This window comes from Pedobacter jejuensis, assembly GCF_003725795.1.
GTDB lineage: Bacteria > Bacteroidota > Bacteroidia > Sphingobacteriales > Sphingobacteriaceae > Pedobacter > Pedobacter jejuensis.
Genome location: NZ_RBEE01000042.1, coordinates 203813 through 226384, shown reverse-complemented (window position 1 = coordinate 226384; position 22572 = coordinate 203813). Strand labels below are relative to the sequence as shown.

Genomic DNA, 22572 nt, shown 5'->3' with positions numbered 1-22572 from the left:
TTGCTGTTTAATCGCCGTATTGTTTATACGACACGTCTTGCTGAATTTATTTCAGCATCTTCCTGCAAATAAGACCCTGAAATAAATTCAGGGTGACGTAAACTAAAAAAGGCATTAAATAAATAAGCCCCGGATTAAGAGTTTGAACGCTCTAAATCCGGGGCTTTTCTTTTATTGATAGATATTTAAAACTTACTAATCAATAACCTAAAAATTATTCTGGAGATCATTGATTAACATCTGCTTTTAATTTTCTTGTATAATCAACAGATAAAACTCCGTTTCCTTCTATTATAAAACAAATTAATCCGATAAGAACAGATATTGATAGCCACAATTCGGAATATGGTCTGAAAATATTGGTTGACAAGTTTATAAAGAAAACCGCACCGATAAGAATTGGTAAGTTAATGAGGCAAAAAGCTCTTGTATGCGTACCTAAAGCAATAGCCAAACCTCCAATTAAATGTACAATGATAATAAAATGCGCTATCATGCTAATAAAAACTGCCGTACCTAAATGTGCATGATGCATTAGCGAACTGAATGCACCCATATTTAGGTAAAATGCAATGCCCTTCCATATTAAAACAATACCTAAAAGAATCCTAAAATAATCAAGCCAGGCTGGATGATGACGATCACCCCAATCCTGCAATTTTTTTAATGTGCTCATATCTTTATAATTGGTTATAAGCAATATACGTAAAAATTAATACTGATTATCAAGTATACAAAACTTTAACATTTGATATAAGCAGATAGTTATTGAAATACAAATCAGTTGACTTATATACTTAAAAAAAATCAATTTCACCTCAATACAATAATATCTTCCATAACCAACATATCCATTTTGGTACGTAAAAAGCAGTCTAACGCTTCCTCGGGTGTGTTAACAATAGGTTCGTTTTCATTAAAAGAAGTGTTTAAGAGAATAGGCACACCTGTTTGTTTGTAAAATGAATAAATCAGCTTGTGATAACGCTCGTCTGTATTTGCATGAACAGTTTGTAACCTTCCGGTACCATCAACATGAGTAACGGCGGGAATGCAATCACTTTTATTTTTTTTTATTTTGAATACCTTTTCCATAAAAGGTACATCATCTGTTTGCTCAAAATATTCATCAACAAACTCTGATAGAATGGATGGAGCAAAAGGGCGGAATGATTCTCGTCGCTTAATTTTACCATTAAGGATATCCTTGGCTTTTGTATTTCTTGGATCAGCGAGAATTGAACGGTGACCTAATGCTCTAGGACCAAATTCTGCCCGGCCTTGAAACCATCCAACCACACCTTCATTCTTTAAGCAGTTTGTAATCACCTCATAATATTCATCAATTGATGGTTTAAGGTATTTTATATTTTTTGAATTTAGCAGGTCTTCTATGTAAGTATTATTAAATTTACTACCGAAATAGGCATGTAACATTGGTAAAGTTCGAGGTTTTTGAAGTACTTGATTATACACCCACAATGCTGCACCTAGACAAGTTCCGGCATCGTGTCCGGCGGGTGGAATGTAAATTTGTTCAAATTGCGTTTGTTGTAAAATTTTTCCATTCGCTACCGAGTTTTGTGCAACACCACCAGCAATACATATTTTTGTTAAGCCAGTAGTGTTTTGCAAGTGTTTAAGAATGTGAAAAATGACTTTTTCGGTGACTTTTTGTACACTTGCCGCTATATTTTTATGTCGCTGCGAAATTGGCTCATCATGTAGCCTTGAAGGTCCTAATAAACGAATCAGCTCTCCAGAAAATACAGATTCCATTTCTGGTATTCCATTATTCCAAATCATTTGAACACCTTTTTTTGTATGAGTAAAATATGTAAGGTTCAGTTCAAATAAACCATTTGATTTTAAATGAATTAAATCCTGGATTTCCCTTTCATAAACTGCTTGGCCATAAGGTGCAAGTCCCATTACTTTGTATTCATCACCATAATGTCTGAAGCCTAAAAATTGTGTTAAAGCGGTATAAAATAAGCCCAGAGAATGTGGATAGCTAACCGTATCTAACACCGAAATTTTATTGTCTTTTCCGATTGCTGTCATTGTGCTGGTAAAATCTCCGAAGCCATCAATACTCAGTATTGCCGATTCGTCAAAAGGAGAGGCAAAAAATGCACTTGCCAAATGCGTTCGATGATGTTCAATATTATGAATTTCTGCTTTTAATTCGTTTGGCTTCAATCCAAAGTGTGTGATAAATTCATCTCCAATACTTTTTGCTTTTTGTAAGTTCTGCAACCTGTTGGTTATGTTTTTTACGCTTAGCCGATTTTTTAATGCAGTAAAAACTTTTTTGGTAAAATTTGCTCTGGGGTTTCTTGAAATTGCAATATGATCTACTTCTCTAATATCAATGCCGGCTTCATGTAAACAAAATTGAATCGACATCGAAGGAAAACCAGCCCAATGCTTAATTCGCCGGAAGCGTTCTTCTTCTGCAGCGGCTACGATTAATCCATCTTTGTAAATGCAAGCTGCAGAATCTCCATGAAAGGCGTTAATTCCTAAAATATACATATCAGATTTTAGCGTTGCTTATCATGTTTTGGGCCATTGATTTTTGTGTTTTTTTTAATCCAAACGTAAAGCATTATAAAAATGAAGATGTAAACGATTACATTAAATATTTCGTGGTGGTATTCGAAATAATTCCGCTGACTGTGAAAATATCCGAAAAGTAATCCTAAGCCTGCAATCCTTAATACATTTAAAATATAGATAGACAAAATTCCTAAAACCAACATTTTAAAGGTTTCTTTCCAGCTTGTTGGAAATGCCAATACAAAAGCGGCTAAAAAACTCATTACGCCTAAGCCGAGGCAAGAATAATTAATTCGAAGTAGGGGTCCGTTTACAACCATAACATCCATTTCATTGTGAATAGCATAAAAACCAAATAGTTTAATAATCCACACGGCAGGTACAATGAGCGCATTTTTTAAACCTTGTATATAATCAAAATGTGATGAAATAAGGGCGTTATAGTACTTTCCACCCGGACTCATTACACTATTCATAAATATATTTCCCTGGCTAAAAATGATGTATAATACGAAGAGCATTACGATAAATTTTATTGCTTTTCGGTCTGCGGCTTTTTTAGCCTGTTGAGGTGAGATTTCGTTCATAAGGTTTTGATTGTCTTAATTGAAGCGGAATTTATTTCTTCAGGGTTGGAAGAAGACTTATTTTGTAGTGATTTTATCTTTTTATCAACCAACAACCTAAACCACAGCGCCTGCAGATAATGAAAACGGATGCCTGTTTTTCCATCCAAAATACCCAACTGAAATATCATTCGATAAGTGAAATATAGGTATGGCCTTATGCCTAATGGTAATTTCCACCAAAGCTTTTTGAACCATGCTCTCCGCTCATCTGGATTGCCAAATAACGAAGCTTTGATTACTTGGTTTCTGATTTTAAGCATGCGATCCACTTCTTCGGCTGCAATTAAATCACTGTATCGATGATGTTTTTCTAACCAAAAATTTATATCATTTTCTTTCAGATTGTTTTCTATCAAGTAACCTTCTTTCCATATTGCACTTTTGCCTGGAACGATAAAACGATGGTCCATATTTTCGTTTAAATCGGAATAGCCAATATCTGTTCTAAACATTTTTAAAAGGTAAAACGGGTAATAGCCACCGAAACGAATCCACTTGCCTTGAAAATAATTTTTACGATTAAAATAGATGCTGTTAATATTTCGATAATCATCATTATTGAAATTTTCGAGCATTTTATATAGTTCATCACTTATAAACTGGTCAGCGTCTAATGCAATAATCCACGGGGTTTTTATTTCGAAGTTTTTTAGTGCAAAATCCCATTGTTTAGGGTGGTTTTCAAAAGGATTTACCTTAATTAATGCACCAAATTCGGTAGCTATTTCTACTGTTTTATCTGTGCTTCCACTATCGAGAATATATGTATCAGCGTTTAGATCATTTATAGAATTTAGCAATCTCGGCAAATGAACTTCTTCGTTATAAGTAAGGATGATGAAGCTGAAATTAATCATAAACCAACTTTTTTGCTAATAATTTATCTCTGATAAGTATCGTTGGTTTCTCTACAGCTCGATAAAATATATACGATGAAAGATATACAGCTAAAACAGTTATCAGAACTTTAACAATCAAAAATTCTATCGATAAGTATTTATACATAAGCATACAAAAATGAATGCATAATGGGTGGGTTAAGTATATTGAATATGCCATACGAGCATTTAATTTAAAAAATGCAAATTTTGACATCTTTAAATCACTTAAAAAAAATAGATTAAGTAATGTTATAACTGTCAATAAATTAATTATTAAATTTCCGAAGCTGTAAAAATAAGTACCGTGAAAACAAAGTGTTGCATAACAACATAAAGCGAATAATAAGGAATATACTATCAATAAGAAATTTGATGATTTTATAGTAAATGATTTCTCGTAGACGTAATATGAGGCTAGTACACCTAATGCTATGCCATCAATTTGAAAATAGGTTGCAGTAGTATAATAACCAAAATCGGTAGCGTATGGGTTACCCAAAATAAATCGCATAACTGATGGAGCAAATGCCAAGAATAGCCAAATATATTGCTGATTTCTTTTAACTGGAATAGCATAAATTAATATGGAGAATGTGATGTAAAAGTGCTCTTCTACACATAATGACCATGATACTAGAAAATATGGAATTGATGGATAGAAGTTTTGAATCATAAATAAATATCCTACATCAAAATGCTCTTTTCTAGATATCCACACGGCAAGCCAAGACACTAATAATACAACAAGGTAAGGAGGGTAGGTTCTTAAAAATCGCTTAATCCAAAATTTGAATGCATTTACTTGTTTATCGCGATAAAACATGCCTCCAATTAAAAAACCGCTTAATACAAAAAACATGTTAACTCCATACTTTCCTATGATAAATATATTTTTATCATTAAAATAATCGCCAAGTATCATTTGAGAAATGTGAAAGTACAGAACGAAAATTATTGCAAACGAACGAAATAAGTCTAAATTTAGAATGCGGTTGTTTTGTTTAATTTCCATTTGAAATTAAGCTGTTATATAATTTTAAATAAGACGATGCTAGATATCTAGGTTCAAAATCATTTGCTATAGTTATGGGAGATTTCTGTCTTACTTGATGTCGTAAGTCAATGTTTTCATATGCTTCATTTATTTTTTGAGTGATAGATTCAGCATCCAAATCAGCTATCCAACCGAAATTATTATCAATGATATAATCTGATAAGCCAACCTTATTTGATATTAATACTGCAGTACCAACGCTTAAACTTTCTACCACAACATTCGCAAAATTTTCATTGTAAGAGGTTAAAGCAAAAACATCATGTGCTGCAAGTAAATCGAACTTTTGTTCATTAGAAACTTGGCCTACCCATGTTATATTTTCAGTGATATTTAATTTTTGTGCCTTCTCTGAAAGCTTTTGTACGTAATCTTTTTCACCATAACCTGCAATAGTTAATGACCATGAAAAGCTCAAACTTGCCAATGCTTCAAAAAGTAATTCTAAACCCTTCTTTTCTTCAATTCGAGATAGAAAAATTATTTTAAATGTTGAGCTATGTTCATTAGCATTTACTTTATGCGCTTGGATGTTCACTAAATTAGGAATAACGATAATTTTTTTGGGTTCAACAATTTTTAAAACATCTTCTTTTTCCTTTTTACTTGTAGTATGTATATGGCAATATTTTAACAGTCGTTTACCTAATATGGCATGAATAATATGTTTAGAGAATGAGTTTCGATTGTTAAATGTATATGAAGTTAGCATTCCTCTTGGCGACAATACGATTGGAATGTTATACCATTTGGCAATAAAACAGCTGAATATTGATGTTAAATTCCACCAAGCGTGAATGTGAACTAAAATATTATCATTACTGCTGTTAAGAATTTCTCTCCGTAGATTTAATAATAATGCTGGCGAAAAATGACTGTGATCTTTTGTTAATCTTTTAAAATAGGTTACAGAGACGCCATCTATAAATTGCTGTTGTCCCGGTTTTACATTGAGCTCAGTTTTGCCGTTGGCTGTGGTGGTTAAAACCTTAATCTGGTATTTGCTATTTATTTTTGATTCTTGTAATTGAGTTAATTCTTCACACAATTTTGCGATGCTATGTATTGGTCCGCCATATAGGTACGCAGGTTTGTAAGAAGGTGTGATGTGGATGATTGTCAAATTTATTTAGATAGATAGAGCACACCACGTGCTTTAAAAAAAGCATGAAATAGGAACATGGTTACAAGGCTCCAAAATATTGCATTGGTTAAAAACTCAATACTATTTCCACGCCATAATATTTGAAATAAACCGGAAAACATTACTGCATTTCCTAAAAAATATCCACCGAACATTTTTTCAGCAAGAAGCGAGATTTTTTGAGCACCAAAACCATACAGAAACAAGCCGATCCAAATCCCGATCCTGCCATAAGATAAATAACAATCTACTATAAATGCAGGTTTTGCTGATACGATTGATACCCGATCTACTACGCCCGCCGTATAAACTCGTGTCATAACAAGCTGTTCAATATCGGGTTTACCTGGCCATATAATACGAGGTAAAATTGTCTTTATTCCATTTAGCAAGATGTTATTGCCATAAAAAGGAACCAAATCTGGAGTTGATTTTGTGTAGCGTATAAACATATCGATTTCAGAGAGACGACCTGTTAAAAACACCCAGTTATCTTCTCTTAAATTTTCAACTAAATTATCACTATTAAGTATTTTATTTAAACTTTCATCTCTAGCAGTTTCAACGCTACTACCTGCCGAAACCATTTTCCGGAAATTGCCAATAAATGTGGGTAAAACAATAAACAGTATTAATAAAATGGAGAATAATACCGGTAAAATCTTTTTTCCATAAATAGGTAAAAGGAAAATGCCCAAGAGCAAAACACAAATAATTATGGGTTCTTTAAATCCAGAATTTAAAGCAGAGAGCATATTTAAACCGAACAAGCAGGAGGCCGCCCAAAAATTCATTCTTTTATGTTCTCTAATTGCAAAAGCTAACGCGATTGTACCGGATACAAAACTTAATCCATTTAGCTGTACACTAAACTGACTAAGTGCGCTAATTTTTGAAAATAAATAGCCCAATGGAAGGCAGAAAATAGATAAGCCCAGAAGTAAATTACTCATAGATGGAGCATAAACATTATATCTTTTTTCTGTTGGATATTTCATTCCAGCAATTAATCCATGTGCCAGTGCTGCATGTCCTAAAACGTAATATCTCTGGCATTTAGCAATAGACTCGTAAATATCGCTATAGATAAAATTTCGGTTTCCGATGTAGGTAAAATATTCATAGCCTAATGCATTAAAATAGTAGAATATTGAAGTGCAAGCCATGTAACCTGCAAAAATAATTTGTAAAAAAAAGATAGGTCTTAAAAGTTGATCTAAAATCGGTAAATCATCTGGTAGTTTTTTAATCCATCCCTTATAGCAAACGAAGAAGATGAAAAATGAACCTGCCCAAGCTAAAAGGTATGATGTATGAGCCGATGATTTAAAGATCCAACTGGCTAGATAAGGAAGATAAAGCAGTAAATAATAGCTGTATTTGGTATTAGGCATTTAAGACTGTTATTAACTGTTCTACTTGTATATCGAATGTATAATTCTTGATAATTTGAGCACTTTCTGCTCCCATTTTGTTTAGTTCATTTTTGTTACTTACCAAAGAATTTAACTTTTTAGATAAATCTGCGAAATGTTTAGATTCAAATATTTCGCCATTAATTTTATTGTTTATTAAATCTCTTGCACAGCCCACTTTATCAGATACAAGTATTGCTTTTCCACAGGCCATGGCTTCATTAACTGCCAATCCCCAAGTTTCTCCTGGTCCTTGTGATGGTAAGCAAAATAAATCACAAGTATGATAAATAGCTGGCATATTACTTTGATTTTGGAAATCCATAAAATAGATTTTAAATGATGGATTGTTTAGCGAATGCTGATGCGCTTTTTCTTTAAGTTGTTTTTCCATCGGTCCATTTCCAACGAATAATAAGTGCGCATTAGGCTCTTGAAGGCTCATAAAAGCATCTAATAATAAATCAGGCGATTTTTTCTTTTCAAATTTTCCTGCAAATAATACCAAAATATCACTTTTAGCAACGTTATATTTATTTCGTATCGCTTCAGCCTCGGCTTTTTTATCTTGGCTAAAACGATTATTATCTATGGCATGTGGTAGATAGATCAATTTTTCATCATTAAGGCCGAAGCTTTTAAAGTATTGCTTATTTGCTTTTCCAACGTAAAATGCTAAATCAACTTTGCTATACACCCATTTTAAAAAGGCTTTTCTAAGTTCTTTTTTAAACCAAGATTGATTGTCGGTTAAAGTACTATCACCTCTAAACCAAATTGGTATTTTATTTTTAAAATGCCGCATTATATTTAAATGGCTATAATAGGCCCAACCGTAAATCAAAATAGCATCTGGAGAGCATTCATTTATCTTCTTAATTAAATTATGATTTTTAATGCCCATAAAATGGTTTAAGCTTGGGTTCTTAGCAGAATTTTTTAGAAAACGATAATTGTAACCTTCTAGTAAATCAACGTCCCATTCAATATTTTGTTCAAAGCCTTTATCATATTTCTCGTTGCCTAAACCTAAAGTATAATAAACTATCAGATTGCACTCTTTAGCCAATAGCTTAAATAATGGTGCATAATATTGTATTGGATGAGTTGTAATTATGACAAGTTTTTTCAAGGTGATTGGATTATCATTTTCAAATCTTGCTGAAGAGAATTTTTAATAATTTAAACTATCAACTAATTAAAACTTTATTGAAAAGTTCGCATTGTTGTTTACATAAGTTTTCTGCACTATAACTATCAAATGCAGGCCAGTTGGTTTTTTTTGATAAGATCTTTCGAAGGGAAGCCTTATAAAGATAATTGTAAATTAATTCTGTAGATTGGTTTTCTGGGGCCATAATCGAAATTATATCTGCAGCATTACAATTAAGTAATATCTGCGTAGCACTACTTTCTGGATGAAGTATGGCGAGTAACGGTCGTTCTGCCATTATATATGGAAACACTTTTGATCCTGTATATTGCTGATCTTCCGAACCAAGAATTATAAGTGCATCAGCATTCATTAATGTGTAAATACTTTGATATAATGAAATCCGATCCGTTTGTTCGTTAACATATGCTGTAATACCCATTTCGTTCGCAATAGGCAAAATGGTTGGAACTCCTTTTCCTTCTGGAGCATAGCTTGTGCCAATAAAATGAAACCTAATGTTTCTAAACTGTTCGTTATTTGTTTTTAAACCTTCTTTAAATGCGTTAAATAACAGAACAACTGCCTTCCTCATATCATAGCCTCCTCTTCCTACATACACAAAATCAATTTGTTCATTCTTTTTTATATAATGCTGTTTAAAATGTTTTTCATTTTGCCTTACCCATTCGAAATCTTTTTTTAATATGCCAAATGGTATAACCTGCTGTGGTACTTTGATTAACCTTTTGTATCTATTCTCCAAAGTGTCTAAATATCCTTGCGATACACTGATTAATCCATCTACGGCGTTCATTGCAATAGGTTCTAAATATTTATTCAATTGATAGGAAAACCAATATTTTGGAGGGCGTTCATTTACAGGTTTATCATTATAGTAGGTAGAATGCCATGGATCCTGCATGTCTATTACGTAGGGAATTTTAAATTTATTTTTCCAATAGTTGCCTAAAATTAGCAAAGGAAATTGCGTGGTTGAAAAGAAAATCAAATCGAAGTGTTCATTTTTAAGAATTTGATTCACACGTTTTTTATAAAACCAGAGCGATCGTAAAGCAATGCTTCCTAATCCAAATTTTCTCGTCCATTTATAATTAAAGGCTTCTACTTGATGAATTATTATTTCATTTGGTATGTTTTTCAAAAGCATTTCATCTATGCTAATTTCACTATGTTTAGGGTTAACAGTAACTAGTTCAGCCTCCCAACCAAAACTTTTATAGTAAGGTAAACTCATTCTAACCCGATGCATGTCGGCAGCATTTACTGGTGGAAAGTATGGTGATATAATTAGAACGCGCTTCAAATAATTAATATGATTAAAGTCTTCTAGCAAAGTAATGTGAAGGTTTCTCAACTAATAAATAAAAAATGTAGGAGCCCAACATTGTTAATAAAAGGGAAATGAAATAATTAGCTATATTTTTCTGAATTAAACTGCTTAAAAAGACATAAAAAACAGGATGGAAAAGATATAATGAATACGAAAATTCACCTGCTTTTTCTAAAATGACAAATGGTTTATGATTTTGATAGTAAGCTATTTCTGATTTAATCCACTTATACAGTATAAGTGCGAATAAATTCATTATCAATATGTAGCTTAAATGATTATGAAATCTTAAAAAATTTATAACCACACTTAAAAAAAACACAAAAAGTCTGTAAGATATTATTTTTGAAGTGGATACGTTTTTTAATGTATTTAAGTTTTCAGCAATTAAAACACCAAGTAGCCAACAGGGCAAGCCTATAATCCACGTTAAGAAGATTCCACCTTGCCAATAGTTGCCATGATATTTATAATCATTTTGATGTACAAATGCTAACACATCGTTCCATGCTATCAAAGCAATTAAAACATAAGAAACAATGAATGAGTAAATTAACAGTTTCTTCCAATTGACTTCTAATTGTTTTAGTATCGGATATAAAGTATAATAAACCAATTCACAGATTAAACTCCATACTACATGTTTTTCAGGATGATTTAACCTGTAACCTAATACAAATACGAATAAAAGAGGGATTAATATTCTCACATATCTTTTAATAATGAATGATTGCCATTTTATACTAGAATCTTTGCTTGATTGATGTATAACAAAACCTGAAATTATAAAAAATGCTATTACTGCAGCTACACCATTAAATAAAATACCGATAAAAGAACCTGTTAGATTTATAATAGGAGTTTCTGATGATTTAAAATAAATAGCTATTGGGTTTTCAAAATGTGATAGTACAACTATTAGGGCCAGAATAAATCTAATAGAATTAATACCTGATACCCATTTATAGTGTAAATGTTTAGAATATTCCATTAATAATCTTAATAAGCTTTTTGGATTCTTCCTCCCAATTGTATTTTTCTTTAGCTAGTTGGTAAGAATGTAATTTGGTTTGAAATAATAGGGTTCTGTTTTCATCAAACTCATTTATCAAATCTGCTAAGATTTTATAATCACCAACCGGATAAGATTTCCCTACTGATGGGTGTTCTTTAATAAACATCGTTTGAGCGGTGCTTTCTGATGCGATTATGGCTAAACCAGCCATTAAATAAGTGAAGATTTTGTTAGATAATGCTAAGTTATTATTTAAACAAAATCCAGGCTCTAATGCTAAACCAATATCATATTGATTGGCTAATTGAAAAATGTCATCAGCAAATATTGGGGGGATAAATCTTAGCTGAGTTGGTAATAAGCCGAGCCTTTTAGCTAATTCCGTAAAGTAATTAAAATTTTCGCTATCAATATTTCCCAGTAATGTTAAGCTGATATTACCCTTTTTTATAAAGGAAATAGCATGTATCGCGTCTTCTATTCCTCTATTTTTTCCGATTGTTTGCGAGAACCAAAAAAGTTTTAGGGCTTCTGGTTCTTTATAGTTTTTTACTTGCTGAATAAATGTAGAAGCAAATACATTATTAATTACTACCGGTTTTAAATTTTGATAAATACTAATATAATTATCTGCCATTAATGGGCTTGCGGTTGTAAAATAATTAGTTTTTGATAAATATTTATCCTCAATGAATTTAACTAAACGGTAGTGTTTGGATTCCGTATCATCACTTATTTCCTGGCGATGATAATCTTCAGCATCGAAGCCACACTTTGATTTATTTTTTTGACTAGCAATAACAGCTACTGGCAAGGCGCCCAAATTATGCGCTATGTATAAATCTGCTCTACAGGATATAGCACATTTCAATTGCCAATAGAAATTCTTATTTACTACAATATTATTCAAATCAGGAAATAAGTTTGAAGTAACTGAAGCTAATTTACTTCCAATTGTTCTAAATAAATTGGAAAGTTTACTGCTAAATTTTTGGCTGTCATTATTTAAAACATTGAAAGTCCAGTTTGAATTGCCTGCTAATATTTTTTTATCATGGCTTATTAAAAATTCTAAATTTTGAGTAAAAATTATATGCACCTGGTAGCCTAAATTATCAAATAATGAGGCTTCTTTAACCAAACGCGGATTACTTGAGATATGGCTTGGTGTAATAAAACAGATTTTTTTCAATTATAATAATCTATTGTAAATTTCGGTAACTAAGTTTTTTCGGTATTCCGACCATGGGTAGGATTTTGCTTTTTTTAAAGCTTCAATGCCTATTAAAGAAAGCTTTTCTTTATTATTTATGCACCAATTTATACTATCTTTTATTGCTGCTTTGTTATTGGATTCTATTAATAATCCACTTTTTTTGTCCTCTATGATATCTGGTCCGATTGAATTATAGGTTGTAATTACAGGTAAGCCACAACTCATAGCCTCAGTTATTACCATACCAAACCCATCGGCTAAAGTTGGATGTATTAATACATTAGCTTCTGCAAATTTTATCATTAATTCCGTTCTTGGAATGTTACCAAACAGTTTAATGTTTTTTGGAATAGTGTGGGTAAAACTTTCTGGCAAATTATTTTTGCCAACTAACCAAAGTTCAGCATTAGCTCCAGAGATGTTGATTTCTTTCCAAGCTTCTATTAAAATGTGTGTTCCTTTTCCAATGCTTAAATTTCCGGCGGTTAAAAATATAAGCCTTTCATATTGCTTTGTATTTGTAGTTCTAATCTTTACATCTGGAAAGCCAAGTGGGATGGATATTATTTTTGATTCATTTACACCACCATCTACTAAAGTTTTTTTAGTATACGAAGAATTACAAATAATATAATCAGCTAATTTTAATTCTTCATCTCGCCTTTTGTTTCGCCTAATAGATGCTTCATTATACAATAATTTTATACTTTCAATATCAAAATCGGGGTAGATTTTTAATTGCCTTTTTACAGTTTCACTAAAGGTTTTATGATGAATACTAGGCTGTTCGTAAAATGATTTAATATTTAAAGTTTTAGCCTTTTTAATAGTTGATAAGCAAGTGTGTTCAACTACATGTATAAAGTTTAAATCTTCAGTTAGGTTCCGAGCTACCCATTTATCAAAACTGAGTTCCGATTTCTCCCAAATTTTATCTGTTATTATAGAGCTGAGATTTCTAGCAGCAAAAACCCTTAAAAGTTCTGTATATGGCTTCGTTCTAACAAATTTATAATCTATTTCTTCAAATGCTCGTCTTTTAAATTCATGAATAAATATCGGCAATATGACAAAGAGTATTTTGCTTAAGGGATCGTTTTTGTGGCAAATAAAACTCGTGTAGAAGTATTTCAGCAGGCCTGCAGTTTCATAGGCTAGAACACTTTCTTTAATATGAGGTGCAATATTTGGATTGGCTACAATTCCTTTCAATTTAATTTTTGCTGTATGAGTTGATGGTAGAGTTTTAGGTATTGAGCAACAACTACAGGAGCTGAAAACCTTTCTTCAGCATCCTTTCTTACCAATTTTCTATCAATATTGTTAATTTTTGACGTAGCTTCAACCATCTCATCAATTGTATCGCATCGATAACCATTATAGTCATTAATAATAATTTCGGGTACAGAACCTTTATTAAAACCGATAATTGGTGTTCCACAAGCCATCGCCTCTGCCATAACGATTCCAAATGGTTCATTCCATTGTACCGGCATTAAAAGAGCACAAGCATTTCCTAAAACCTTATTTTTCTGTACATCATCTATTTCACCAATGTAAATAATACATTTGTTCAAATGAGGTTTAATCATATTATTAAAGTATGATTGATGTTCTTTTGGGATATTTCCTGCTATAATTAATTTTCTCTTTGTTCTTTTAGCCACCTCAATTGCAATATCAGCTCCTTTTATTGGCTCTATTCTTCCTAAAAAAACCAAGGGCGCATCAGATAATACGTTTGGTCTGAACTCGAATAGGTCTAGATTTACTCCATTAAAGATTGCAAATGAAGGAGCGAAGGCTTTAATTTGATTACTGATATAAGCGCTACAACCGGTAAAAATCAATGTGTTTTTCTTCGCAATTTTAGTTGCTTTTTTTATTTGAGCAATTGTTGGTTCCCTTTGATAACTCATAACTTTTGGAATACTGAAAGGCAATTGAGGAAAAATGTATAATAATCTTCCAAAATTGTGAACTAGATCATAAGTGCTAGCAATTAATTCTTTATTAATAATCCATGTATTTTTTATAATATCTAAACTGCTATTACTGCTCTTACCCGAATAAGGAAATAGTTTTGCATCGGTTTTAGAATCAGGGTGTGCGAAAAGACTAACTTGATGTCCTAATCTAATATAGCCTTCAATTAATAAAGCTACTATTCGCTCAATTCCTCCATAATATTGTGGTGGTACAGGTAATTCGGGGTCAGCTATAATGGCAATTTTCATTATAAATATTACGCTTGTACCAACAAACCTTCGGTAACAAAAAAATTGCCAGGTACGAAATCTATAAACTTATATGTTTTGTTTGAACCTTTTTTGGCAAATTCTTTAAGTATTTCTGCCCCATTACCACAAAGATGATTGCTATCTGAATTGTCTAAATAAATATATCCGCCTTTTTTAATTTTTGTTAAGGCATTTTGACAACATAAATCTCTTGGTCCGCCGTCAATTAAGATAAAGTCGAAGTGCTCATCTGGATAATTTGAGAAATCTGCCATCAAATCTCCTCTGTTTTCAAAAATAAGTTTTACATTTTTTAATTGATGTTTATCAAGATTTTCTTGTATTCGATTAATCCAATTTTTATCCGCTTCAATACTAACAACTGAAAATACATTTTTTGCTAGCCATATTGTTGACATTCCTGCTCCAATTTCAAGTACCTTCCAAGAGGGTTTAATGATTGATTCTATTTTACTCACTGCACTAAAGGGAATCCAGGGTAACACCTTGTAAATGTTAAAATATTTTCGCTGAATAGCATATAACAATGCTTTGGGAAACATTAATAGCGCAGAAGTTTGGGATATTCTCTATTATCGGAACAAAAACGCGTAGATTTAATAATCATTATAATTCATTTAATATTTTCTCTAATTCTAATTTTCTGTTATAAAGCCCTATCTCAAATCCTTTTTCTTTCCAAAGTTTCATGTCTCCGAGTTCGTTTGCTAAAACAGGAATACTTCTTTCCAAAGCTTCATATAAAACGAATGGACCAGTTTCGTATGTAATCGAAGGAATAACTAACAAATCTATTTGTTTATAGAACTGGTCAATTTGAGCTGCTGATAGATTTATATCCCAGTATATATTTGAGTTTTTAGACGATATTTTTTTGAGTTCATCATAGTATTTTATATCATTAACTATACCTGCAATATGTAACTTTAAATCTTTCCTATTGGCTAAATTGAAAACATCAATTAGAATATGTAATCCTTTTTCGTAGCTGATTCTACCGACAAAAGCTATGTTCTTTATTGCTTTTTTGCTTTGTTTTTGAGGAATTAATTCTTTATCAAATAACTGGCTTGTTAGATGTAACTTATAAAAATCGAAACCATTCATGAGAAAAATCTCTTTTTGCCAATTTGTAAATAGAAATATTTTATCACATAATTTATTGAGCGTGGCTAATATTCGCTTTTTTGTATCAATGGCTGAAACTAACTGCTTAGGAAAGCCAACAGCAATGGCCGTTTCAGCAATGCATTTACTCAATGTTTCGTTTATTCCTTTTTTACTTATATAGCAAGCTAAACATCTTTTGGTTATGATTGCTCCATCACAAGGTTCCTTACCGAATTTCATTAAATCGCCATGTAAACAAGTTATATCCGGCACGTGCGCTGTGAAATGGATTGCTGAATTTAATTCTTTGGCAGCTTGTATGTGATAAATATTAAAGGCTGGTGTTAATGTATGAAAATGAACCAGATCATACCTATTATCTTCCAATAGTTTTCTAAACTCCTCTAAATTATTGGATGGTTTTTTACCTGATATGATGTCATTATCATTAGATAGTTCATCAGCAACATAGTGAACTTTAATGCATTCATAAAAATTAGTTTCAGAAATGCCAACTGTTATAACATGAACTTCATTAAGCTCTGATATGAAGCGTTTAGCTAAATTCAGAACGTACTTCTCAGTTCCGCCAGTACTTTTTGGATAAAAATATGCTGTTACGAGTGCTATTTTCATCCTTTGTATTTTCTTTTCCAAGCAGCTAAATTTTCGGCATTTTTATAGCCTATAATTTTTGAAAAAGATCTTAATAATCCCTTCTCTTTGGGGATATAAGTTGGGTCTATTGAAAGCAATAATTCTATTGCTTCACTCGCTAAATTTTTGTTTACTATACTTAATCTATTAATGCAGTGCCTTAAAGACTTTATGATGGCGATCCTCTTCTCTGGTTTCTGTGCAAAATCGCCTTTCCATATTTGATATAAGTCTTTTGTGTTTTCATAAATATCAGATAGAAATAGAAAATCGTTTTTTTTAGATAAGGAATTATACTGAGCCGTTCGATACAAAGCCATTACGCCTGGCGTATATACAAAAGTATTCTTCATCATCGCAGCATCTAAAAAATATCTGGCATCTTGTATAATTGGCAAAGTTTCATTCCATCTCAATTTTTTACAAACATCTCTTGAATATAAAATCGCCGCAGGTGGGCACCAAAAATCAGTAAAGATGGCAATTTCTAAGTCGCCTTCAATTTTGCGGGTTATGGTTTCTGTAATGAAAGTTTCATTCTTTTCAATCTCAAATTTTTGCCAGTCTCCATAAGCTACACCTGCATTATTTTCTTTCAAAGCTTTTACCTGAACATTAAGCTTATCTGGTAGCAATAAATCATCAGCATCTAAATACTGAATGTAATCTCCAATTGATTTTTCAAAGCCTAAATTTCTTGCATTACTAACGCCTTTATTTTCAGTAGAATAAATTTTAATTGGTTTTGGATATTGTTCTAATAGCAATAAAGTATCATCTGTTGAACCGTCATTAATCACAATTACTTCAAATTCAGTATAGGTTGAGTTGTACACAGAATCTAGTGTTTGAATTATAGTTTGCTCAGCGTTGTATGCTGGAATAATGATGGAAATCAAAGGTTTACTATTTTGTTGCAATATATTTTGTTATGCTTTTTATTTGTTTTAAAAGTTTGCTTAATACTATTTTATGTAATGGTCTATTTGGCTTTGGATTACTCTTGACCTCTCTATCTTCTACATCTGAAAAGCCATCAAAGATTGCACAAATGTTTGTACGAAATTTATATGCATTTATCAAAAAATGCAAATGTGCATAAACTACATCAACCTCTCTAGCCTTTATTTGAAGTGCACTAATCAACAAATCAAAAATATCTGAATTGACGCAATAGGCAACTGTAGATAATGTTGAGCAACATTTATTTAAAGCAGAGCTATATCTAGACGATTCTGAAAAGTCAGTAGAAAACAAATAAAGCATATGCCAATTTGAAGGCAATTCTTGCATTCCAAGCAAAAATTCTGTTTCAAAATTTGTATTAAAAATAAAATCATCTTCAAGAACTAATATTGTTTGATAATTATTTTTTTTAGCATCCTCCAGAACACCTAAATGACTCATCATACAACCGTAAGCACCTGCTCCAAATCGCCAGTCTGTCAGGTCAGCATTTTTGCCGTCAATAGCATCAAAAATCTGAAAATTTTTTAAATTTTTAGAGAGATGACCATTATCTAAAAACCACTGGCTTAATCTATCCGGTCTCCGTTTAAGATTTATCAAATAAATTTGGTCAAAGTCTGATAGCATTCTTCCGATCGTTAAAATAGATAGGTGTGTTTTATGTTTGAAATGGATTTTCTAAAATTCTTTACGATATAGTATGTGTTCAATAATGTACTAGTTATTAATATTATTGTAATCTTAATCAATAGATTACGATTAATGTATTGTCTTAAAAAGATTGAATTTAGTTTATAATCAAAATCACCTACTGAAGATCTATCAAAGCAAACTATTACAGGAAAGGCTTTTCTTTGTAGTAATTGATTTGATGTAGTTCTTTCGTAATTGTTATAATAGAGTTTGCACTTTCCAATGAAGAGATTTATTGAACGTCTAGCATAATACATTGTTTCCGCCTTAATCCGACTATCATAATTTATAATTTCGATGTTCATTTTGGAACATGCTAAAGAAAATATTATTTCATCATCTTTTAAATCATTGTAAACTGTTGGTAGACCTAAGTTATCGTAATCATTAATCAAATCTTTACAAACATTAAAAAATAAATTGCTCAAGACACTTTTTTTGAAATAATACAATCCTCCATTTATTCTATATATAAAATCTAAACTATTCGATTCAAGAATATGTTGCAAATTGCCTCTCCATCCATCCTTATTGGATATCTTTTCTCCCCAAATTAGAATGTCGTTATTTCTATATTTATAAAATAAAGGAAGTAAATCACCAAATACAAAGCTGTCTGCATCAACCAATAATATCTTCTCAGCTTCTATATAATCTAATACGAAAATTTTATTTAATAGAACTTCTTTATTTTTTAGTAAGGAATTGAGTTTTACAAAATGGATTTTTTCCGAAAGTTTCTGAGGTATAAGAATAGTTTCATCAGTTATAATATAAAAATGGATATCATTTTTGCCATTAAATAACAAAAAAGAATATGCTAACGTTAAGGCATATTCTTGATATGCTTTTCCAATGGCAAAAGTAACAACAGCTTTATCCACTAATACTTAATTTTGATGTGTTATCAGAAATTGAATTTATTTAATATTAACTTTAATCTTCTTAAATTTCGATATAAAGGAAGTCTTCTATATTTTTTTAGTAATAATAAATCTTCAAAATCGCTGGAAAAGTTTGAATATAAATCTTTCATAGCCTTATCTCTTTCTATGCTTTCTAAATTTTTATTAGTGTCTGAAATGCCGGAACCTTCATAAACTGAGATAAATAAATTTAAATGCCGAAATTTATACTGACGAATGAAAGCATCAAAAAAGAATATCCAGTCCGAAACAATTTTATAATTCTCACGATAGACATTCAAAGAATTGATGTTAAATAATGTTCTTCTAATAAATGATGATGGATGTGGTAGGGAATCATCAAGCAAATAGTTTAAAGAAATATTATCAGGGTAAATTCTATCAAAGGTTGAAATTTTAAGATCTCCATAAATAATATCATCTTGGCTATTTCTTTCAGTGATAATCCGTGACACCTTTTCAATAACGTTCATATCTACTAGAAAATCTCCAGAATTTAGAAATAGGCAATATTCACCGCTTGCTAATTGTATTCCCTTATTCATTGCATTATAAATTCCTGAATCATCTTCCGAAATCGCTTTAAATATTTTTGGATTAGATAATAATTCTTGCGATCCATCAGTACTATTACCATCAATTATGATATATTCGATATGGCTATATGATTGATTAATTACCGATTGGATAGTTTTTTCTAGTCCTATTTTATTGTTTAAATTAATGGTTATGATAGATATTCTTATTTCCATCAATCTTTTTTGCTTAGTTGATATTTATATAATTTTACAGATGCTGTTGTTTCATACCAAGCCCAGAACAGAGATAAAAACAAGCCTAAGATGCCATCTTTGTAACCCTTTAAGAATATGAAACATGAGCGGAAAGCTCTCAAAGGCATCAATAAGATTCGAACAATATTCATTCTATCTCCTTTTAAATATCTAGCCTCACCTTCATTTTTTAAGTATCTCAAATGCTTTTCTAATAATTTTCGATACCCAATCATCCAATAATGCTCTATATTATTTTTGCCACTAAAAGCAATATCAATTGTTTTGTAACCAATTTTTAGGTTTCTACCTAAATGAACAATCGGCTTAAAATCAAAACGCTCTTTATGGATAAGCAAGACTCTAGATTTTACACCTCCCCAAATGGTTCCATTTAACGGCTTTCCCTTAAAGTGATAGATTATTGGCACTGTAATACATCCAATGTCTTCTATCTCTAATAGTCCATTTGAATATAGTCCTTTTAGCTCCAAAATTAAATCATTACTTAAAACCTCGTCAGGGTCAGAAATTAACACCCATTTATGTTTAGTAGATTGGTAATACTTGGCATGAATCCATTCACAACCTGGAACTTTTTCATGACTGATTACAGTTGCATTGTTTTCAACAGCGATTTGAATAGAGTTATCACTTGATCCTAAATCAAAATATATTATTTCATCACAAAAATTAAGTTTAGAAATAGAATTTTTTAATAAATTGGCTTCATTTAAACCAACTACAATTGCAGATATAGGAAGTTTTGACATTAATACGCGAAGCCAAAATTGAAAAACATGAAATCTCTTATTTTTCTAAAAAGTCCTGACCTTTTTTTTATATAGATTTCGTCACCACCCAGGTTTTTAACTTTTTTAAATCCCTTTTTTTTCATAAGCTCATAAATACCTAAATCGTTGTAGTTATTTTCAACAGAAATTGCATGGATATCAACGTTACTAAAATCAATTGTTTTTAAAACATCTAGTTCTCCTCCTTCAATATCAATACTTAGGTAGTCAACTTTCTTAACAGAATTATTTTCTAAAACTTCATTTAAAATACAACATTGCACATTTATCTCCTTTAACGTGCCTCCATGCTCTTCAAGTTCGTTCTTAATTCTTTTTAAATGACGGGCATCATATTTTGATTTTAATCCGCTTAACATTTCTGCATAACCTGTTATTTCATAAAACACACCTTCTCCACTAAAATCCGCTACACAGCCAAGTATATTTAGAGATTTTCTGTTTAATGCTAATTTCTCAAAACTATAGTTTAAAGGTTCAATACATATTCCTTCCCAATCCAAGTTTTTTTCAAAAAAATAAGTGTTACTAAATGTTACACCATCATTAGCCCCAATATCTAAAAAAAAGCCCTTGGTTTTATTTTTGAAAATTTTCTTATTCAGATATTCATCCTGACCTGATTGACTATAATACTGTTTATGCATAAACTGTTTTAAAATTGAAATCAATAGCTAAATTTCCAATTACGTTTTTTGGAAATTCAATAAATGATGGGTTGGATTTACTGTTTTTCTTTACTTCAAACCCAACAATATCGAGATAATCTCCGGTACAAATTTCAGATCCAAGCGCTAGGCCCATTTTATAAAATCCGGGTAATAGGCCAATTGAATTGCATGTTCCATTGATCCTAATTTTCTGAGATATTTTTGATTCTTCTAGCAATTGATTTGTTCTTAGATCTAAAACTGAAACTCTGCTTTCTTGCTCATCATAAATAATTATTGCTATACAGTCAAATTTATTTCTACTGCTTGATTCGAGTTCTAATTCGAACTCAATGTCTTCAAATTGACTATAAATGCTTTTGTTAACCGAGAAATAATTTAAATATAGCTCACCACTTAAAACGTACTTAGTTACTTTATGCGTGATAAATCTTGCAATACCTTGTGTCATGTATTGGTCGCAAACATTAGCTATATTTCCTTTGCTCAATATATTTCCATTATGCAATAAAATTCCAGTGCCGCACAATTTCAATATAGCATCCATATTATGGCTCACAAACAAAACCGTTCTGCCTTCGCCTTTGCTTACATCGCTCATTTTACCCAAGCATTTCTTTTGAAATTCGGCATCGCCAACGGCTAAAACTTCATCTACAATTAAAATCTCACTTTCTAAATGTGCTGCAACGGCAAAGGCCAAGCGAACATACATCCCTGACGAATATCGTTTTACAGGCGTATCTAGATAACGTTCTATGCCTGCAAAATTTACAATCTCCTCTAGTTTTCGTTGGATTTCTTTTTTGCGCATACCTAGAATTGCACCATTCAAAAAAATATTTTCTCTACCTGATAATTCTGGATGAAAGCCGGTTCCTACTTCTAGAAGACTTGCTATTCTGCCTCTGCCAGATATTTTTCCGGTGGTAGGGGCGGTTACCCGGCTTAAAATTTTTAGTAGTGTGCTTTTACCTGCACCATTTCTACCTATAATTCCAACAGCATCACCTTGTTCAATTTCAAAATTAATGTCTTTCAAACTCCAAACGATATTGCTTTCACTCTTGGTATTTTGGTTATTCGATTCTCCAACTTTTAAAAATGGATCTTCCTTGCCACGAATGTTAGCATACCATCTTTCCAAATCGCGACTAATTGTTCCAGTTCCAATCTGTCCCAATTGATAGGCTTTACTTAGGTTTTCTACTTTTATAGCGGTGGGCATTGAGGTTGAGGTTGAGGTTGAGGCTAAGACTGATATTGAGGCTGAG

General features: G+C 31.5%; 22 protein-coding genes. All 22 read right to left on the bottom strand.

Features of this window, described 5'->3' with window-relative positions:
* Positions 1-226 precede the first annotated feature (226 nt).
* The 22 genes from D7004_RS15595 to D7004_RS21050 all read right to left on the bottom strand — a co-directional run bounded on the left by D7004_RS15595 (position 227) and on the right by D7004_RS21050 (position 22526).
* Positions 227-676 (bottom strand): DoxX family protein, encoded by a 450-nt coding sequence (locus tag D7004_RS15595; protein WP_123206766.1) that lies wholly within the window; start codon positions 674-676, stop codon positions 227-229.
* Positions 677-813: 137 nt separating this feature from the next.
* Positions 814-2538 (bottom strand): carbamoyltransferase family protein, encoded by a 1725-nt coding sequence (locus tag D7004_RS15590; protein ID WP_123206765.1) that lies wholly within the window; start codon positions 2536-2538, stop codon positions 814-816.
* Between the two features lie 8 nt (positions 2539-2546).
* Positions 2547-3149 carry an exosortase Y gene (xrtY, locus tag D7004_RS15585; RefSeq protein WP_123206764.1) on the bottom strand — a complete coding sequence of 201 codons (603 nt, stop codon included), beginning with the start codon at positions 3147-3149 and terminating at the stop codon, positions 2547-2549.
* Entirely contained in the window at positions 3146-4048 is a 903-nt protein-coding gene (locus tag D7004_RS15580) for a glycosyltransferase family 2 protein (RefSeq protein WP_123206763.1), read from the bottom strand. The genes xrtY and D7004_RS15580 overlap by 4 nt, the downstream gene beginning before the upstream one ends.
* Positions 4041-5084 carry an acyltransferase family protein gene (locus D7004_RS15575; protein WP_123206762.1) on the bottom strand — a complete coding sequence of 348 codons (1044 nt, stop codon included), beginning with the start codon at positions 5082-5084 and terminating at the stop codon, positions 4041-4043. The genes D7004_RS15580 and D7004_RS15575 overlap by 8 nt, the downstream gene beginning before the upstream one ends.
* A complete protein-coding gene (locus D7004_RS15570) occupies positions 5074-6249 on the bottom strand; it encodes an XrtY-associated glycosyltransferase XYAG1 (protein WP_123206761.1) in 1176 nt (391 codons plus the stop codon). The genes D7004_RS15575 and D7004_RS15570 overlap by 11 nt, the downstream gene beginning before the upstream one ends.
* Before the next feature lie 2 nt (positions 6250-6251).
* Positions 6252-7664 carry an exosortase Y-associated Wzy-like protein gene (locus tag D7004_RS15565; protein ID WP_123206760.1) on the bottom strand — a complete coding sequence of 471 codons (1413 nt, stop codon included), beginning with the start codon at positions 7662-7664 and terminating at the stop codon, positions 6252-6254.
* Positions 7657-8817 (bottom strand): glycosyltransferase family 4 protein, encoded by a 1161-nt coding sequence (locus tag D7004_RS15560; RefSeq protein WP_123206759.1) that lies wholly within the window; start codon positions 8815-8817, stop codon positions 7657-7659. Before D7004_RS15560 ends, D7004_RS15565 begins: the two co-directional genes overlap by 8 nt.
* Positions 8818-8875: 58 nt before the next feature.
* A complete protein-coding gene (locus D7004_RS15555) occupies positions 8876-10165 on the bottom strand; it encodes a glycosyltransferase (RefSeq protein WP_123206758.1) in 1290 nt (429 codons plus the stop codon).
* Between the two features lie 13 nt (positions 10166-10178).
* On the bottom strand, positions 10179-11183 hold the full coding sequence (locus tag D7004_RS15550) for an acyltransferase family protein (RefSeq protein WP_123206757.1): 1005 nt from the start codon (positions 11181-11183) through the stop codon (positions 10179-10181).
* Positions 11170-12399, bottom strand: coding sequence for a glycosyltransferase family protein (locus D7004_RS15545; RefSeq protein WP_123206756.1), 1230 nt, complete (start codon positions 12397-12399; stop codon positions 11170-11172). The genes D7004_RS15550 and D7004_RS15545 overlap by 14 nt, the downstream gene beginning before the upstream one ends.
* Positions 12400-13635: a glycosyltransferase family 4 protein gene (locus D7004_RS15540; protein ID WP_167459515.1), complete on the bottom strand. Its 1236-nt coding sequence runs from the start codon at positions 13633-13635 to the stop codon at positions 12400-12402. It abuts the gene before it with no gap.
* Complete coding sequence (locus D7004_RS15535) at positions 13632-14660, bottom strand: glycosyltransferase family 4 protein (RefSeq protein ID WP_123206754.1); 1029 nt, start codon at positions 14658-14660, stop codon at positions 13632-13634. Before D7004_RS15535 ends, D7004_RS15540 begins: the two co-directional genes overlap by 4 nt.
* Positions 14661-14668: 8 nt before the next feature.
* Positions 14669-15169: an O-methyltransferase gene (locus D7004_RS15530; RefSeq protein WP_167459514.1), complete on the bottom strand. Its 501-nt coding sequence runs from the start codon at positions 15167-15169 to the stop codon at positions 14669-14671.
* 121 nt (positions 15170-15290) lie between these two features.
* Positions 15291-16430, bottom strand: a complete 1140-nt coding sequence (locus tag D7004_RS15525) for a glycosyltransferase (RefSeq protein WP_123206752.1) — start codon at positions 16428-16430, stop codon at positions 15291-15293.
* Positions 16427-17371 (bottom strand): glycosyltransferase family 2 protein, encoded by a 945-nt coding sequence (locus D7004_RS15520; protein ID WP_167459513.1) that lies wholly within the window; start codon positions 17369-17371, stop codon positions 16427-16429. The genes D7004_RS15525 and D7004_RS15520 overlap by 4 nt, the downstream gene beginning before the upstream one ends.
* Complete coding sequence (locus D7004_RS15515; protein WP_123206750.1) at positions 17358-18047, bottom strand: glycosyltransferase family 25 protein; 690 nt, start codon at positions 18045-18047, stop codon at positions 17358-17360. The genes D7004_RS15520 and D7004_RS15515 overlap by 14 nt, the downstream gene beginning before the upstream one ends.
* An 11-nt stretch (positions 18048-18058) precedes the next feature.
* A complete protein-coding gene (locus D7004_RS15510; RefSeq protein ID WP_123206749.1) occupies positions 18059-18997 on the bottom strand; it encodes a glycosyltransferase family protein in 939 nt (312 codons plus the stop codon).
* Between the two features lie 23 nt (positions 18998-19020).
* Positions 19021-19791, bottom strand: coding sequence for a glycosyltransferase family 2 protein (locus D7004_RS15505; protein ID WP_123206748.1), 771 nt, complete (start codon positions 19789-19791; stop codon positions 19021-19023).
* A complete protein-coding gene (locus D7004_RS15500) occupies positions 19791-20585 on the bottom strand; it encodes a glycosyltransferase family protein (protein ID WP_123206747.1) in 795 nt (264 codons plus the stop codon). The genes D7004_RS15505 and D7004_RS15500 overlap by 1 nt, the downstream gene beginning before the upstream one ends.
* Positions 20585-21274 carry an FkbM family methyltransferase gene (locus tag D7004_RS15495; RefSeq protein ID WP_148042819.1) on the bottom strand — a complete coding sequence of 230 codons (690 nt, stop codon included), beginning with the start codon at positions 21272-21274 and terminating at the stop codon, positions 20585-20587. Before D7004_RS15495 ends, D7004_RS15500 begins: the two co-directional genes overlap by 1 nt.
* Complete coding sequence (locus D7004_RS21050) at positions 21267-22526, bottom strand: ABC transporter ATP-binding protein (protein ID WP_244214358.1); 1260 nt, start codon at positions 22524-22526, stop codon at positions 21267-21269. The genes D7004_RS15495 and D7004_RS21050 overlap by 8 nt, the downstream gene beginning before the upstream one ends.
* Positions 22527-22572 lie beyond the last annotated feature (46 nt).